Raw genomic sequence first — 14,164 nt, 5'->3', positions numbered from 1 at the left:
AGGGTGTGCCCGCCGAGGGAGGGGCGAGGGGGAGGAGGTGGGGAGAGGGGGGAGTGCGGTGAGGGACAGGGGGTCAGTCGAGGCCGCCGAAGACGATCTGGTCCCAGTCGATGACCGAGCCCGTGACCACGCCACTGCGGTCGGAGAGCAGGAAGACGACGAAGTCGGCGATCTCGTCGACCTGGCCCAGCTTGCCCATCGGCTGGGTCTTCGCCGCCTCCTCCCGCCAGTCGTCGCCCGCGCCGTGGAAGGTGCGCTGGATCTCCTCCTCGCCCTCGGTGTCCGTCCAGCCGATGTTGAGGCCGTTGATCCGGACCCGGTCCCAGCGGTGCGCGTGGGCGGCGTTGCGGGTGAGGCCCATGAGCCCGGACTTGGCGGCGACGTACGGGGCGAGGAAGGACTGCCCGCCGTGGGCCGAGGACGTGATGATGTTGACGACGGTGCCCGGCGCCCCGCGGTCCACCAGGTGCTGGACGGCGGCCTGCATCGCGAAGAACGGCGCGCGCAGATTGATCGCCACATGCGCGTCGAACAGTTCCGGCGTGGTGCCCAGGAGCGTGCCGCGTGACGTCAGCCCGGCCGCGTTCACCAGGCAGTCGATCCGGCCGTGGGCGGCCGCGACCTGCTCGACACTGCCACGCGCCTGCGCGGGATCGGTCAGATCGGCCCGTACGAACGTGGCACCGGTCTCAGCGGCGAACTTCTCGCCGAGCTCGGTGCGGCGCCCGGTGAAGGCGACCGTGGCGCCCTCGCGCAGCGCCGCGCGCACGATGCCCGCGCCGACGCCCTGACTGCCGCCGTTCACGAGGACGACCTTGTCCTCGAGCAGTTGGTTCATGAGTGTGCTGCCGCCTTCCGGCGCGGTGACATTTCTGCCAGTCTCATGAGGTCGGGACCGTCAATCAATCCGCAGAGAACCATCAAAAACCCCTCATTGATCTCCTCGATCTTGATCTCCTCGATCACGGGACGCAGCGAAGGAACCCATGGGACATCCGTATACGATCCGCGAGATCGCCCGGCAGGCCGGCCTGAGCGAGGCGACGGTCGACCGGGTCCTCAACCATCGCGGCGGCGTGCGCGAGAGCACGGCGCGGGAGGTGCAGCAGGCCATCAAGGACCTGGACCGGCAGCGCACCCAGGTCCGCATCGGCGGCCGCACCTTCATGATCGACATCGTGATGCAGACCCCGGAGCGGTTCTCCTCGGCGGTACGCGACGCCCTGGAGGCCGAACTGCCGTCCCTGCACCCGGCGGTCGTCCGCTCACGGTTCCACTTCCGCGAGACGGACCCCGCGGCGGAGCTGGTGAAGGACCTGGACAGGATCGCGGCGCGCGGTTCTCAGGGAGTGATCCTCAAGGCCCCGGAGGTCCCCGAGGTCACCGCCGCGGTCGGCCGGCTGGTGGCGGCCGGTATCCCGGTGGTCACGCTGGTGACGGATCTGCCCAGCAGCCCGCGGCTGGCGTACGTCGGCATCGACAACCGGGCCGCCGGAGCCACCGCCGCCTACCTGATACGCCAGTGGCTCGCCGACCGTCCGGGCCATGTGCTCGTCACGATCAGCCGGGGGTCCTTCCGCAACGAGGAGGAGCGCGAGATGGGTTTCCGCAGCGGGATGCGCGACGGCGGGCCCCTGCGCCGACTGGTCGAGGTCACGGACAGCGACGGGCTGGACTCCACCCAGCGGGCTCTGGTCCTGGCGGCTCTGGAGCGGGATCCGGAGATCAACGCCGTCTACTCCATCGGCGGTGGCAACACCGCGACCATCGACGCCTTCGCGGCGCTCGGCCGGGGCGTGCTGGCCTTCGTCGCGCACGACCTGGACCACGACAACACCCGGCTGCTGGCGGAGGGGAAGCTGTCCGCGGTGCTCCACCACGACCTGCGCCAGGACATGCGGCGCGCCTGCCAGACCATCATGCGGGCCCAGCAGGCGCTGCCGGACGAGGGTCCGTTCCTGCCGTCGGCGATCCAGGTGGTGACGCCGTACAACATGCCGCCGTACAACGTGAACGTGCCGTCGGTGTGAGAATCCCGTTCCCGCGGGGGACGGATCCCGTACCCGCGGGGGACAGGCAGACGTCTACGCGGTCGGGCCCAACGGCTGTCCCGCGGGGCCGCTCTCCCGCGCGTGCGCCGCGCCGCCGATGTCCGTGCCCGCCCAGGACAGCGCCGTCCAGCCCTCCTCGGGGGAGCCTTCCAGGATCACGATGTCGGTGTTGTCCAGCCGGTGGGCGGCCGCGAAGGACATGTCGACGTTGTGCGCCCGGGCCGCCGTCCACACCCGGATCGCGGCGCCGTGGCTGACCATGGCGACGCTGCCGGCGCCGGTCGCGGCGGCCTCCGCGACCACCGCGTCGAACCGGCCCAGCGCCTCGGTGCCGTTCTCCCCGCCCGGCATCCGCAGCTCGGTGTCCCCGGCCACCCAGGCGAACGCCGTCGTGAAGTACGCCCTGGCCGCCTCGGTGTCGCCGCGCATCATCTCGAGATCCCCGGCCTCCAGCTCACGGATGCCGTCCCGTACGACCACCTCGAGACCGCGGGCGGCCGCCAGCGGCGCGGCCGTCAGCTGGGTGCGGGTCAGCGTGGAGACGTACAGCAGGTCGATGTCCACGTCCGCGAGCGTCTGGGGCAGCGCGGCGGCCTGCTTCTCGCCGAGGTCGGTCAGACCCGGTCCGGGGACGGCGGTGTCCAGGAGGAACGCCACGTTGGACGGGGTCTGGCCATGGCGGATGAGGATCAGGCGCATACGGTCACCTTCTCAGACGGTGGTACGACGGCTGCGGCGCAGGTCGGTTCTGACGGTGACCCGCAGGCCGCGGCCCGGGCGTCGCGACCGGCGCCCGTCTCATCCCAGCCCCATGAAGGTGAGCGCGAGCATCCCACCGGCAACGGCAACCACCTTGCGGCCACGGGGGAGAACGTAGTCCTGCACGGGGACCGTTCCTAAGGACCGAGCGGGAGTGAGTCCTGTTGCCAGAACCCAGGCTCAGCCGAACGCCCCGAACGGTGTTGGGCGTTCTGGTCCCCCGAGTTCGCTCCGCGTCCGGGCGGCACGGATCGTGTCCGTGGTCCGGGAACGCGGGGGAGGGTGTCCCCGGGCGGGCCTTCCGATCGCCACGGTTGCCGCGTCGTGGCGGGTCGTTTTGCGCTTGCTGCTGGTGAGGGGCTTTTGCCGGTGCTGGGCGCCCCACCGGGAGGTGTAGGCGGGATCGACCGCGGTGATCGCAATGCCCGTCTGATCGGCCATGGAGGTCAGCCGGGCGCGGAGCCTCCCGGTGGGTACTTCGGCCACCGTCTCGCGCGCCTCGGGCAGCCGCGCCAGCGTGCTTTCCGCCGCGTCAAGCGCGGCCCGCACCCGCTCAGCCTCCTCCCGTAGCCGGGCCACCTCTTCCCGGACCTTCTTCTCCCGGGCCTCCAACAGACCGAGCACCGACGGCGCCGGCCACCCCCACGAGCGAGACGGACAGACCAACCACGCTCATCTCTCCGGCCGCGAACCGGAGTTCATGCTCATCCACCCCGAACCCACCGATCACGTTCGGGAAAGCGGAAGCTTTCTGGAGTCGGTCTCCGCGCAACGCGGCACCGCTCACCGCGCATTCAGGTACCGGGCGTGGTCCCTGGGGCAACCAGAAGCGCGAGCATCGATCATCCGGGCACAAGTGCACAGCCTCACCCGAGTGGTCGCGGTGAACACCTGCGGGATGGATCCCGCGAGCACTCGTGCTCCCACGGACCGAACCAGCCTGCGCCAGCAGACCAGTGCGAACTGGCCATTGCCGCGGAGGTGTTGGGCGTGCATCGCCTCGATGCCTGTGTGTCCGGTGTGATTAACTGCGCGCCATGAAACAAGTGTTCGAGCGCATACGGCGCCTTCTGCTTCCCGCAGCCGCAGCGGCGCTGACCGCCAGCCTGCTGCTGCCCGTCCATTCCGCCCAGGCGACCACCGGACTGGACCCCTTTGATGCCCAGTTCACCCTGACCCGCGTCGACGGGGACAAGAAGAATTTGATCTCCTCGGCCGAGTCGGCCGGTGTGGCCACGGCGTCCGTCACCGACGTACTGAACTCGCGCACCGGCCGCGCGAACCTGTGCCACGGCACGGGGCTCAACGGCACATTGAAGTACGACGGCTTCTGCTGGGACCCCGACGACGACCGCACCGGCTACACGGACGCCGGCGGCGGCTGGATGCCGCAGGGCTTCACCGGCTCGCACGACGCCTATTCGGGCGGCCTGTACGCTGGCCGGCACCTGTACATCGCGTCCTGGTACTACGGGAAGTATGCCGACAACGATCCGCACGAGGAGTACACGCGCATATCGATCGCCCAGTCGGACGGCGAGCAGGTGACCTACGGTCATGTGGCCCTCGTGGAGCCGGTGAACGGCAACTTCAAGGAGCTGGCCAACAAGTCGCACGCGGACGGCGTCGCCTGGTACGGCAACCGGCTGTTCGTGGCCAACGGCGTGGAATTGCAGGTGTACGACCTCACGCACCTGTGGAGCATGAACGACACCAGCAACTCCGCCACCGGCCTGAACGGGGGGCGCACCTCCGCCCGTTACCACCGCTGGGCCCTGCCGCTGTTGGCGCGCTACACCACGAAGTCCGGGGTCGTCCCCGACACGGACCCCCAGCCGTTCCCGGGGGGAGACCCGCGTTCCTGCGGTCCCAAAAACGGGGTGCTGTGTCTGAGCAGCCTGAGCGTCGACCGCTCGACGTCCAGCTTGATCTCGGTGGAGAGCGTCGGCGAGGAAGACTCCCGCATCGTCCGCTGGCCGCTGGCGGAGCTCGGCGCGGGGTTGCCCACCCAGGTGAAGTCGGCGCCCGAGGGGTACATCACGTCTTTGTGGCAAGTGCAGGGCGCCGCCACCGACGGCAAGAACTTCTACATCAGCGCCGAATGCCCGAAGTCCTGGCCGTCGGGCTACTCCTGTGTCCACGTGGCCGCGAAGAACGAAGCGACCCGTGTGATCACGCAGGCGCCCGCGCTGACCGAGAGCCTGTCGTGGGACCCGAACGCCGGACGTTTGTGGGGCCTGAACGAAGCCCTGGAGGACGCGACGGTCGGCCCCAAACGCGTGGTGTTCTCCATCAACCCCAGCGCCGGCGCAGCGGTCGACGGCTGGGGCTGGATGTCCAATTTCAAAAAGCCGGGCTTCACCTGCGCCACACCCAAGGGTGATGGCACCGCCAACGGAACCATCGTCACGGTCTGGCACTGCATCGGGTCCGAGAGCCAGCGCTGGTCCTTCCAGGACGGCCGCCTGGTCAACAAGGCGAGCGGCAAGTGCCTGACCCCGCAGGGCGATGCGGAAGACACCAACGGCGCCGTGCTGACTCTGTGGACCTGCAACAGCAATTCCTCGCAGCTGTTCGGGCAGGACGGCGGCGCGATCACCAACAACCTCGGCAAGGCCGTCACACCCAAGGGCGACTCGCTGACCGACGGCACCTATCTGACGCTGTGGTCGAAGACCGGTGGGGACTCGCAGGAGTGGAGGGTGAAGGGCTTCTAGAGATCTTCAAGGGGGCGGGTCACGTGGGGTCGTGACCGCTGTCGTGGGCAGGGCTGATGCGTTCTCGGTCGGCGAGATGAGCTGATCGCCTGCGTACGCGCCGCCGTGGGTGGTTCGCCCGGTTCGGCAACGAGAGACGCGACCCCTGATGATCAAGGTTGTCGAAGCCTTTGATCACGAACAGGGGTCGCGTTCGCGTGCCATCCGCCCTGATCGGTGTCCCGCAGCGCCACTGCGAGGACGTCGGCTCCGCCTGCCCGGATCCGGAACCGCCGCAACTCACTTCCCTGGCCGAGGCCTTGGGTCGGATACCCGATCCCCGCCGGGTCCGGGGCCGCCGCTACCGCCTGGGCTCCCTGCTGGGGCTGTGCCTGGTCGCCGTCCTCGGTGGAGCCATGTCCCTGGCCGCCATCGCCCGCTGTCCGAGACGTCACCTACAGAGAGGACGCTTCGCGGATGGGTCTGTACGGTCTTCGGTGGCCCCCACGTCCGCTGCACCCTCGACGAGAACCATTTGAGTTTCTGATCAATACACCGGCCCTGCCTACCGGTGCATGTCCTCCCCCAACCAAGCACTCGGGGAGCACAGACGGGACTATGTCATGATCATGTCATGACATCTCTGTCTCTTGGCTTCGCAGGAAAATTGGGCCCTTGGTTCGACTGGCCACGGTCTGCATGCTGTTCCTTGCCGGCATGTATGTGGTCACGGGTACGGCGCAGGCAGCGAGTGGTCTCACCCCGATTTCGGCGAGTGGTTTCACGCTGTCCCTGGACAGCGATTCCACTTCTGAGGTCAGCGATGGTGCGGCAGCCAACCCTCAACTCAGCAGGGTCGGGCTGACGACCCTTGCCGGAACAGGCGTATCGGGAGCGGACGGTCTGTGCTACCCGGCTCCCTTCAACCCGGGTGTCGATGCCCGCGGTTACTGCTGGGACAACGCTGGAGATGACAGTGGCACGAACGGCTGGAGCCCGCAGGGGCTTTCCGTACCGCACAATGGCACGGCCGACGGCACGTGGGGCAACCAGCGGTGGGACGCCGTCACATGGCACAGTCAGGACAACACGCTGGCGAAACTGCGCTTTGTGAGCCGCGACGCAGCCACCCCCCGGTACACCGACGTCCTCCTGACGACCCTGAGCGCCGGCGGTACTGTGAGCCCGCTCGCCTCCCACGCCGACAGCGTCGTCTGGTACAAGGACAACCTTCTGATAGGCAACGGCCGGTACCTGCACGTCTTCCGCTTGAGCGACCTGATGCGTGCCTCCAACCGGCCATCCGGCTTCGACTATGTCCTGCCCAGGGCATACCTCTACCGGACGACGCCGACCGGCAGTTCGTCCTGCACGGCGATCACGGGGAACGCTCCCTGCCTTACATCCCTCAGCTTCGACCGCTCCACCGGCACCCTGCTGTCCAGTGAATACGTCCAGAGCGGGGCCGGCGGCCGTCTCGTGGAGTGGCCGCTCGATCTGGCGAAGGGCCTGCCGAAGACGGGTAGCGGCAACACCGTCACCGCCTCCGCTGCCTGGACCTCGCCCGTCTGGGGCATGCAAGGCGCGGTCTTCGCGCAGGGCTCCTTCTTCATGAGCGGGTTGTGCCCGTCGTCGTTCGCCAACGGCTACCGGGAAAGCGCCTGCGTTCACAAGGCTGAGCCCGGTGGGGCCCCGCACGTCCTGACGGCTGTTCCGGACATGACGCAGAACCTGGACTGGGACGCGTCCACCGGGCGCGTGCGCGGCGTCAACGAGGTGGCCCAGGCGGACCGAGTGCTCCCGCAGCGTCTGGTCTTCGACTTCGCGCCTACGGCGCGCCCCATTGAGACCGTCCGCTCCCGGAACGTCAGCAGCGGCAAGTGCCTGCTCCCGTACGGCGGCAGCCTCAACGACGGCGCACAAGTGGTCCAGTGGGACTGCAACGGCACGAGCGCCCAGGTACTGGGACGGATCCCGGATCCGCAATTTCCAGAGCGACCGCTGCCTGACCGTCTACGGCGGTAGCACCGCCAACGGAGCCGAGATGACGCAGTGGCGCTGCAACGGCAGTCACGCGCAGGATTGGTCACGGGCCACAGGAACTGCCGGCGGATCTCTTCTCGTCAACGGCGGCAGCAACCTCTGCCTCACCACCTACGGAGGCAGCAGCTCTAACGGCGCCGTCTCCGAACAGTGGTCCTGCCAGGCGGACAACGCCGCGCACAACTGGACCGGCGCCAGTGCCTGACGTTGTGGTCGGGCACGTAGTGAGCCTGACGCAGGCCTTGTTTCGCGGGCTGCGCAACCAGTGAGCAAGGTACGGCGGACTCGGTAGTGCCGCTGCTCTCGGACGAGTAAGGCCGAGGTCGTCACCTCGGTGGGGACCTCGGGCGGTATTGCGGCAGCTGCCACCGGTGCGCGGCCCAGCGTCGTATCGCACAGTGGAGCCGGGCCGTAGTTCAGGCCCGGCTCCACAGTGTCACCCTGCCACACGCGACGCTGGGGGTGAGCCGACCGCGTTGCTGCGCACCATCGACTCGGTGAGCGCGCAGGCGGTCGATGGATTCCCAGACGTCGTCATCAGCCATGGGACCAGCTTCCCCGCGGGCCGCGTGCCCGACGCCTCCCGGTCGAGTCGGCTACTCGTCGAACAGCGTCTCCTGCTCGCCCTCGACCGCCCGCCGCACCCTCTTGTTCCGCGCCCCCACCACGGCCAGCGTGGCCGCCGCCGTGACGCCGAGCGCCACCGGGACCATCCAGCCCCGGTTCACGGCGTGGCGGAGCGCATGGTCCAGGGAGAGGCGGCCGGGGCCCGCCACCGCGAGGCCCGCCGCCGTCAGGGCCAGCTGCGCCGCGTGCTCGTAGCCGCCGTTCATCGCGAAGAACCCGTTGGGCAGATGCACCGCGGCCGCGCCCACCATCCCCCCGGCCGCCGCCGCACCCGCCGCGGGGGTCGCGAGGCCCAGCGCCAGCAGGGTGCCTCCGCCGGCCTCGGCCAGCCCCGCCGCCACCGCGCTCGCCTTGCCGGGCGTGTAGCCCATGGCCTCCATGGCGGTCCCGGTCCCCTCGAGGCCGCCCCCGCCGAACCAGCCGAACAGCTTTTGCGTCCCGTGCGCGGCCAGCACTCCGCCCGTGCCCAGACGGAGCAACAGCAGTCCCAGATCACTTCGGTCGTAACAGGTCACGGTGGCTCCCAGAACAGACGGACGGCGGCAACGGTCAACGGTCCCTCCCGTGTCCCCACCGTCGCACCGATGACGCGTGACCGACGTGTTCGGGGTGTCGTTCGGGTGGCGGGCGCCCGGGACCGGTGTGAGGGTGACTCCCATGACGATTCAGGTAGCGAAACTCAGCGACCCGGCCGTCCGGGCCTTCGTCACCGCTGTGAACGCCCATGACCGTGACGCCTTCCAGGCCGTCCTCGCACCCGACGCGACCATGTCCGACGACGGTGCCGACCGCGACCTCGCCGACTGGACCGATCGGGAGATCTTCTCCTCCCGCGGCCACATGGAGGTCGACAACGAGTCGAACGGCGGCCGTGCCCTCATCGCCCGCTACAACAACGACACTTGGGGCGAGATGAAGACGAGGTGGAGCTTCACCGTCGACGACGGCGGCAGGATCACCCGCTTCGAGACCGGCCAGGCGTAGCCGAACCGTCCCGATCCCCGGCTCCCCCCGGTCGCCCGGGCCGAGGAGAACACGGGCGCGATCGACCGGGGGCCGCGCGACTACTGCGGGGCGTACTGCTGGGACACGGCGCTCCGCGCACCCTGCTCGGTGAGTGTGATCTGCCCTGCCTTGATGGTCGCCAGGCGCGGCGCCCGGCGGGCGATCGACGAGTCGTGGGTGACCATGATGAAGGTCAGCCCGTACTCGTGCCAGAGCCCTTCCAGCAGGCCCATGATGTCGTCGCGGGTGCCCTCGTCGAGGTTGCCGGTCGGCTCGTCCGCGAGGAGCACCTTCGGCTTCTTGACCAGGGCGCGCGCGATGGCGACACGCTGCTGCTGACCGCCGGACAGCTCGCTCGGCGCATGGCCGACGCGGTCGCCGAGGCCGACCGAGCCCAGGGCCTCGGCGGCCCGCCTGCGCCGCTCCGCGGGCTTCACCCCGAGCGGTACGAGCGCGGTCTCGACGTTCTCCTGCGCGGTCAGCGTCGGGATGAGGTTGAACGACTGGAAGATGATGCCGATCTTCTCGGCACGCAGCCGGGTCAGCTTGGCCTCGCTGATGGAGGCGAGGTCGACGCCGTCCAGCTCGACGCTGCCGGCGGAGGGACGGTCCAGGCCGCCGATCATCTGGAGCAGGGTGGACTTGCCGCCGCCCGTGGGGCCCTGGATGACGAGCTGGTCGCCGTCCTCGATGGTGAGGTCGATGCCACGCAGCGCCTCCACCGTCTCCTTGCCCCGCGTGTAGCGCTTGGTGACGCCGGTGAGCTTGTACATGAGGTTCTCCGAGGATGCAGAAGATGAAGATGCGGAAGAGGTACTCCCGGAAGGGGTCAGGAGACGCTGCGCAGCGCGTCCGCCGGACGCATCCGCGAGGCGCGCCAGCCGCCCATCGCACCGGCGATCAGACCGCCCGCGATGGCCAGGCCCGCGGCGAGCGCGATGGTGGTCACCGAGACCGGCGCGGAGAGCGCGATCTCCATGGTGTTCTTGACCGCCTGCTGCCCGGGACCGCCACCGCCGGGGCCGCCGCCCATGCCGCCACCGCCGCCACCACCGGTGTTGCCGAGCTCCGCGGTCAGCTTCGGGCTGATCGCCGTCACCGCGTACGCCGCGCCGAGGCCGATGGCGATGCCGAGCGCGCCGCCGATCAGACCGTTCACGATGGACTCGCCGACGACCTGCCGGGTGACCTTGCGGGAGGGCCAGCCGAGCGCCTTGAGGGTGCCGAACTCACGCACCCGGCGGGACACGGCGGAGGAGGTCAGCAGCGCCGCCACCAGGAACGCGGCCACGAGCACCGCGATGGACAGCCACTTGCCGACGCTGGTCGCCAGGTTCGAGGCGGTCGACAGGGAGCCGGAGACGGTGGAGGCGAGGTCGGCGGAGGTGGTGACCGTCGTACCCGAGATGTTCTTCTGGATGGTCGTCTTGACCGTGGTGATCTGCTTGGAGTCGGTCGCCTTGACGTAGATCGTGGTGACCTTGTTCTTCGCGTCGCCCAGCGTCTGCGCCTGCTTCAGCGGCAGGTAGACGTCGACCGTCGACTCGCTGCTGTCCGGCGTCGCGATACCGATGATCGTGTACTTGGTGCCGGAGATCGTGAGGGTCTTGCCGACCGTGTACTTGTTCTCCTTGGCGTACGACTTGCTGAGCACCGCGACCTTCGCGTCGGTCTGCGCCGCGGTGAAGGTCTTGCCCGTGGTGATCTTCGAGGTGGCCAGCGGGCCGAGGTCCTGGTTGGTGACGTCGACGCCCGAGACGGAGTAGGAGTTCACGTCGAAGGAGGCGCCGCCGCCCTGCACCTGGGGAGCGCCCGTGCTGCCGCCGCCCTGCCCGCCGCCGGGGCCGCCCTGCCGGGAGGAGCCGCCGGACGTCGAGGACTTCGCGGTGCCCTGGGTGAAGGAGCCGTCGACCTTGGTGACGTTCAGGCTCAGCGCGCCCACCGCGCTCGCCACGCCCTTTTGCGCGGAGACCTTGGTGACCAGGGAGGAGGCCAGGGACTGCCCGCCCTGCGTCATCACGCGGTCCGAGCTCTGCTTGGTGGAGCTGCTCGACTTGGCGTCGAAGTCGAACTTCGGTCTGCCGGACGAGTTGCTCGAAGGCGCCGCCTGGGCCTTGGTCACCGTCATGTCGGTGCCGAGCCCGTACAGCGACTTCAGGACCTTGTCCTGTGCCTGCTGCATGCCGGCCGACACCGAGTTGACGGTGATGACCAGCGCGATACCGAGCGCCAGACCCATGGCGATCACCAGGGCCGCCTTCTTGCGCCGGCTCAGCTCACGCTTGAGATAGATGCCAAACATCCCGTTCCCCAAAGGTTCTTGGCGCCCGCTGTGGGCGCGGCCACAAGCTATGGAGAAACCTTTGAGCGGGGCTGAGTAAGAGATGTGTGAGAGCTGAGAAAGTAGGGCCCGGAATCAATATTCCGTAAGACAGCTGATTCCTAAGGTCCGGAGGGGCTATTGCCAGGAAACCCCTGTTGGGTGGGGTGCTGAGGGCAGGAGTCGGCCGGACGTACGGGCAGGGGCGTTCCCTCGCCCTGCCTTTGGGTGCGCTGTGGCCTTTCTTTGGGACCCCGACGCGTGGCGACTTCGCGACCCCGGCGTACGGACCCGTGAACTTCTTTTGTACGGTCCCGGGATGCGCGATTCCTCTCCCGTCCCCCCGCGTGCCGCCCAACTGTCCCGCCGTGCCGCCCTCGGCCTCGCCGCGGCGCTCCCGCTGGCCGCGGCCTCTCCGGCGTCGGCCGCCACGCCCGTGATCGGCGGTGAGCGGCTCGCCCGCGCCGACGTCCAGGTGCGCGGCGCCACGGGACTGCCCAAGCGGCTCACCGCCCGCTCCTGGCTCGTCGCCGACCACCAGAGCGGCGAGGTGCTCGCCTCGTACCACGCGCACACGCACCTGGCGCCCGCCTCCACGCTGAAGATGCTCTTCGCGGACACCGTGCTGAAGAACTTCGAGCGGACCGAGCGGCACCGGGTGACCGACGCCGACCTCGCCGACATCCCCGCGGGCTCCAGCATGGTCGGCGTCAAGCCCGGCATCACCTACACCGTCGAGCAGTTGTGGCTCGGCGTCTTCCTGCGCTCAGGCAACGACGCGGTGCACGTCCTCAGCCACATGAACGGCGGCCTCGCCAGGACGATCGCCCAGATGCAGGCCAAGGCGCAGGACCTGCAGGCCCTGGACACCCATGTGGTAAGCCCCGACGGCTTCGACCACAAGGGGCAGGTGTCGTCCGCGTACGACCTGACGCTCTTCGCCCGCCACGGCCTCGCGGACGCCGACTTCCGCGCCTACTGCCACACGAAGACCGCGAACTTCCCGGCGGGCGGCAAGAAGACCTTCCAGATCCAGAACACCGACCGCCTGCTGACGGGGGCGTGGGGTGTGCCGACGTACGACGGACTCATCGGCGTGAAGAACGGCTACACCAGCAACGCCGGCAACACCTTCACCGGCGCCGCGACCCGCGGCGGGCGGACCCTCCTCGTCACCGTGATGCACCCCAAGAGCGGCGGCAGCGGCGTCTACGAGGAGACGGCCGCGCTGCTCGACTGGGGGTTCAAGGAGGGCGCGAAGGCCCGGTCCGTGGGCACCCTCGTCGATCCGCTCAGCGAGGGCGGCGCCTCCGCGGCTCCCACCGGGAAGGCGGCCAAGGCGGCGGCCGGAGCTCCCGCGACGGCCGCGGGCGACGGCGGCTCGTCGTCGTGGGGGCTGGTCGGCGGGGCCGGGGGAGCGGTCGCGCTGCTCGCGGGCGGGGCGTACGCGTGGCGCAGGCGGCGGCGTGCGGTGGGGGACGAGGTCGAGGCCCCGGAGGGACGCCAGGAACGTCAGGACGGTCAGGACGACGGTCAGCAACGTCACCAGGGTTGACCGTGGCGGCCGTCGGGGGTCGGCCGTTATTGGGACAGCCGTTCCGAGGCCCGGAGCTCACCTCACGGTCCCACGCGAGGTCCGCCCCCACCCGGGCCGCGGAACGGCTGCCACCACCCCCCTCGGTGTGGACCGTGGTCGTACCGAAGTCCTCCACTCCAAGTGTGAAGCTCTGGTGGAGAAGCCACGAGCATAAGCCCGCCACCGGCCCGTACGGTACGGAGGTTCAGCTTCCGTTTGTGTAGGTTGAGCCGTTGACAAGCCGTTGACGAGCCGTCGACGAGCTGTCCGGGGCCCGTCAGCCGCGCCCGACGTACGGCATCGCGGTGGCCAGTACCGTCGCGAACTGCACATTCGCCTCCAGCGGCAGCTCGGCCATGTGCCGCACCGTGCGTGCCACGTCCGCCACGTCCATCACCGGCTCGACCGCCGTTTCCCCGTTGGCCTGCAACGCTCCCGTCCGCATGCGCTCGGTCATGTCGGTCGCCGCGTTGCCGATGTCGATCTGACCGCAGGCGATCCGGTACGGACGCCCGTCCAGGGACAGTGACTTGGTCAGCCCCGTCAGCGCGTGCTTGGTCGCCGTGTACGCCACCGACAGCGGGCGGGGCGTGTGCGCCGAGATCGAGCCGTTGTTGATGATCCGGCCGCCCTGCGGGTCCTGCTCCTTCATCCGCCGGTACGCGGCCTGTGCGCACAGGAACGCGCCGTTGAGGTTCGTGTTCACGACGTGCTGCCATGCCTCGTACGGCAGTTCCTCGACCGGGACACCGCCGGGCCCGAACGTCCCCGCGTTGTTGAAGAGCAGGTCCAGCCGCCCGAAGCGCTCGCGCGTGGCGTCGAACAGGGCCGCCACGTCGTCGGGACGCGAGACGTCGGTGCGTACGACGAGGGAGGGCGCCTCGGGGACGAGGGCGGCCGTCTCCTCCAGCGTCTCCGGTTTGCGTCCGGCGAGCGCCACCGACCAGCCGGTGCGCAGCAGTTCGACGGCCACCGCACGGCCGATGCCGGAGCCCGCGCCGGTCACCACCGCGATCTTCGCCTGCGAGGCGGGCAGGGCGTTCGAGTCGTTGAGGGCATTCATGGGCCCGCAGCGTAATCGGGAGGG

Annotated in this window: 15 protein-coding genes; 7 read left to right on the top strand and 8 right to left on the bottom strand. The window is 69.4% G+C overall.

Annotation, left to right across the window (positions count from 1 at the left end; all coding sequences use genetic code 11):
* Positions 1-73 precede the first annotated feature (73 nt).
* Positions 74-838 (bottom strand): SDR family oxidoreductase, encoded by a 765-nt coding sequence (locus tag OG798_RS18540; RefSeq protein ID WP_328757326.1) that lies wholly within the window; start codon positions 836-838, stop codon positions 74-76.
* Positions 835-966 (bottom strand): hypothetical protein, encoded by a 132-nt coding sequence (locus OG798_RS18535; RefSeq protein WP_257016865.1) that lies wholly within the window; start codon positions 964-966, stop codon positions 835-837. The genes OG798_RS18540 and OG798_RS18535 overlap by 4 nt, the downstream gene beginning before the upstream one ends.
* Before the next feature lie 20 nt (positions 967-986).
* On the opposite strand from OG798_RS18535, the gene OG798_RS18530 reads away from it, so the two are divergent.
* On the top strand, positions 987-2,030 hold the full coding sequence (locus tag OG798_RS18530; RefSeq protein ID WP_095854996.1) for a LacI family DNA-binding transcriptional regulator: 1,044 nt from the start codon (positions 987-989) through the stop codon (positions 2,028-2,030).
* Positions 2,031-2,084: 54 nt separating this feature from the next.
* On the opposite strand, the gene OG798_RS18525 is transcribed toward OG798_RS18530, so the two are convergent.
* Both OG798_RS18525 and OG798_RS18520 read right to left on the bottom strand, forming a co-directional pair.
* A complete protein-coding gene (locus OG798_RS18525; protein WP_267061575.1) occupies positions 2,085-2,750 on the bottom strand; it encodes a histidine phosphatase family protein in 666 nt (221 codons plus the stop codon).
* A gap of 240 nt (positions 2,751-2,990) precedes the next feature.
* The gene (locus tag OG798_RS18520; RefSeq protein WP_382142093.1) at positions 2,991-3,434 is read right to left on the bottom strand and encodes a hypothetical protein; all 444 of its coding nucleotides are present in this window, start codon (positions 3,432-3,434) and stop codon (positions 2,991-2,993) included.
* 413 nt (positions 3,435-3,847) lie between these two features.
* Between OG798_RS18520 and OG798_RS18515 the strand changes: the two genes are divergently transcribed.
* From OG798_RS18515 to OG798_RS18505, 4 genes are all read left to right on the top strand, one after another.
* Positions 3,848-5,527 carry an RICIN domain-containing protein gene (locus OG798_RS18515; RefSeq protein ID WP_328757325.1) on the top strand — a complete coding sequence of 560 codons (1,680 nt, stop codon included), beginning with the start codon at positions 3,848-3,850 and terminating at the stop codon, positions 5,525-5,527.
* A gap of 197 nt (positions 5,528-5,724) precedes the next feature.
* A complete protein-coding gene (locus OG798_RS56565) occupies positions 5,725-6,045 on the top strand; it encodes a transposase family protein (RefSeq protein WP_443053785.1) in 321 nt (106 codons plus the stop codon).
* 136 nt (positions 6,046-6,181) lie between these two features.
* A complete protein-coding gene (locus tag OG798_RS18510) occupies positions 6,182-7,531 on the top strand; it encodes an RICIN domain-containing protein (RefSeq protein ID WP_328760229.1) in 1,350 nt (449 codons plus the stop codon).
* Positions 7,485-7,754: an RICIN domain-containing protein gene (locus OG798_RS18505; RefSeq protein ID WP_267063811.1), complete on the top strand. Its 270-nt coding sequence runs from the start codon at positions 7,485-7,487 to the stop codon at positions 7,752-7,754. Before OG798_RS18510 ends, OG798_RS18505 begins: the two co-directional genes overlap by 47 nt.
* Positions 7,755-8,145: 391 nt before the next feature.
* Here the strand turns inward: OG798_RS18505 and OG798_RS18500 are convergent, their stop codons facing one another.
* Positions 8,146-8,691, bottom strand: a complete 546-nt coding sequence (locus OG798_RS18500; RefSeq protein WP_267061573.1) for a DoxX family protein — start codon at positions 8,689-8,691, stop codon at positions 8,146-8,148.
* Between the two features lie 142 nt (positions 8,692-8,833).
* Between OG798_RS18500 and OG798_RS18495 the strand changes: the two genes are divergently transcribed.
* Positions 8,834-9,160: a nuclear transport factor 2 family protein gene (locus tag OG798_RS18495; protein ID WP_095858120.1), complete on the top strand. Its 327-nt coding sequence runs from the start codon at positions 8,834-8,836 to the stop codon at positions 9,158-9,160.
* An 80-nt stretch (positions 9,161-9,240) separates the two neighbouring features.
* Here the strand turns inward: OG798_RS18495 and OG798_RS18490 are convergent, their stop codons facing one another.
* Together OG798_RS18490 and OG798_RS18485 are read right to left on the bottom strand one after the other, a co-directional pair.
* Positions 9,241-9,954 (bottom strand): ABC transporter ATP-binding protein, encoded by a 714-nt coding sequence (locus OG798_RS18490; RefSeq protein ID WP_095855001.1) that lies wholly within the window; start codon positions 9,952-9,954, stop codon positions 9,241-9,243.
* A gap of 56 nt (positions 9,955-10,010) precedes the next feature.
* A complete protein-coding gene (locus OG798_RS18485; RefSeq protein ID WP_097226114.1) occupies positions 10,011-11,483 on the bottom strand; it encodes an ABC transporter permease in 1,473 nt (490 codons plus the stop codon).
* A 337-nt stretch (positions 11,484-11,820) separates the two neighbouring features.
* Between OG798_RS18485 and OG798_RS18480 the strand changes: the two genes are divergently transcribed.
* Positions 11,821-13,056: a D-alanyl-D-alanine carboxypeptidase family protein gene (locus OG798_RS18480; RefSeq protein ID WP_267061571.1), complete on the top strand. Its 1,236-nt coding sequence runs from the start codon at positions 11,821-11,823 to the stop codon at positions 13,054-13,056.
* Between the two features lie 298 nt (positions 13,057-13,354).
* On the opposite strand, the gene OG798_RS18475 is transcribed toward OG798_RS18480, so the two are convergent.
* Positions 13,355-14,140: an SDR family oxidoreductase gene (locus OG798_RS18475; protein ID WP_121416342.1), complete on the bottom strand. Its 786-nt coding sequence runs from the start codon at positions 14,138-14,140 to the stop codon at positions 13,355-13,357.
* Positions 14,141-14,164 lie beyond the last annotated feature (24 nt).

It is taken from the genome of Streptomyces sp. NBC_00271 (genome assembly GCF_036178845.1).
In the GTDB taxonomy this organism is placed as follows: domain Bacteria; phylum Actinomycetota; class Actinomycetes; order Streptomycetales; family Streptomycetaceae; genus Streptomyces.
Note: the sequence above shows the minus strand (reverse complement) of the source record. Positions and strands in the feature narration are given on the sequence as shown.

Bases quoted from the DNA above. Each gene is read 5' to 3' on its own strand.
- OG798_RS18525 (WP_267061575.1), bottom strand. From the start codon at position 2,750: ATGCGCCTGATCCTCATCCGCCATGGCCAGACCCCGTCCAACGTGGCG.
- OG798_RS18485 (WP_097226114.1), bottom strand. From the start codon at position 11,483: ATGTTTGGCATCTATCTCAAGCGTGAGCTGAGCCGGCGCAAGAAGGCG.
- OG798_RS18530 (WP_095854996.1), top strand. From the start codon at position 987: ATGGGACATCCGTATACGATCCGCGAGATCGCCCGGCAGGCCGGCCTG.
- OG798_RS18495 (WP_095858120.1), top strand. From the start codon at position 8,834: ATGACGATTCAGGTAGCGAAACTCAGCGACCCGGCCGTCCGGGCCTTC.
- OG798_RS18490 (WP_095855001.1), bottom strand. From the start codon at position 9,954: ATGTACAAGCTCACCGGCGTCACCAAGCGCTACACGCGGGGCAAGGAG.
- OG798_RS18480 (WP_267061571.1), top strand. From the start codon at position 11,821: ATGCGCGATTCCTCTCCCGTCCCCCCGCGTGCCGCCCAACTGTCCCGC.
- OG798_RS18475 (WP_121416342.1), bottom strand. From the start codon at position 14,140: ATGAATGCCCTCAACGACTCGAACGCCCTGCCCGCCTCGCAGGCGAAG.
- OG798_RS18515 (WP_328757325.1), top strand. From the start codon at position 3,848: ATGAAACAAGTGTTCGAGCGCATACGGCGCCTTCTGCTTCCCGCAGCC.
- OG798_RS18540 (WP_328757326.1), bottom strand. From the start codon at position 838: ATGAACCAACTGCTCGAGGACAAGGTCGTCCTCGTGAACGGCGGCAGT.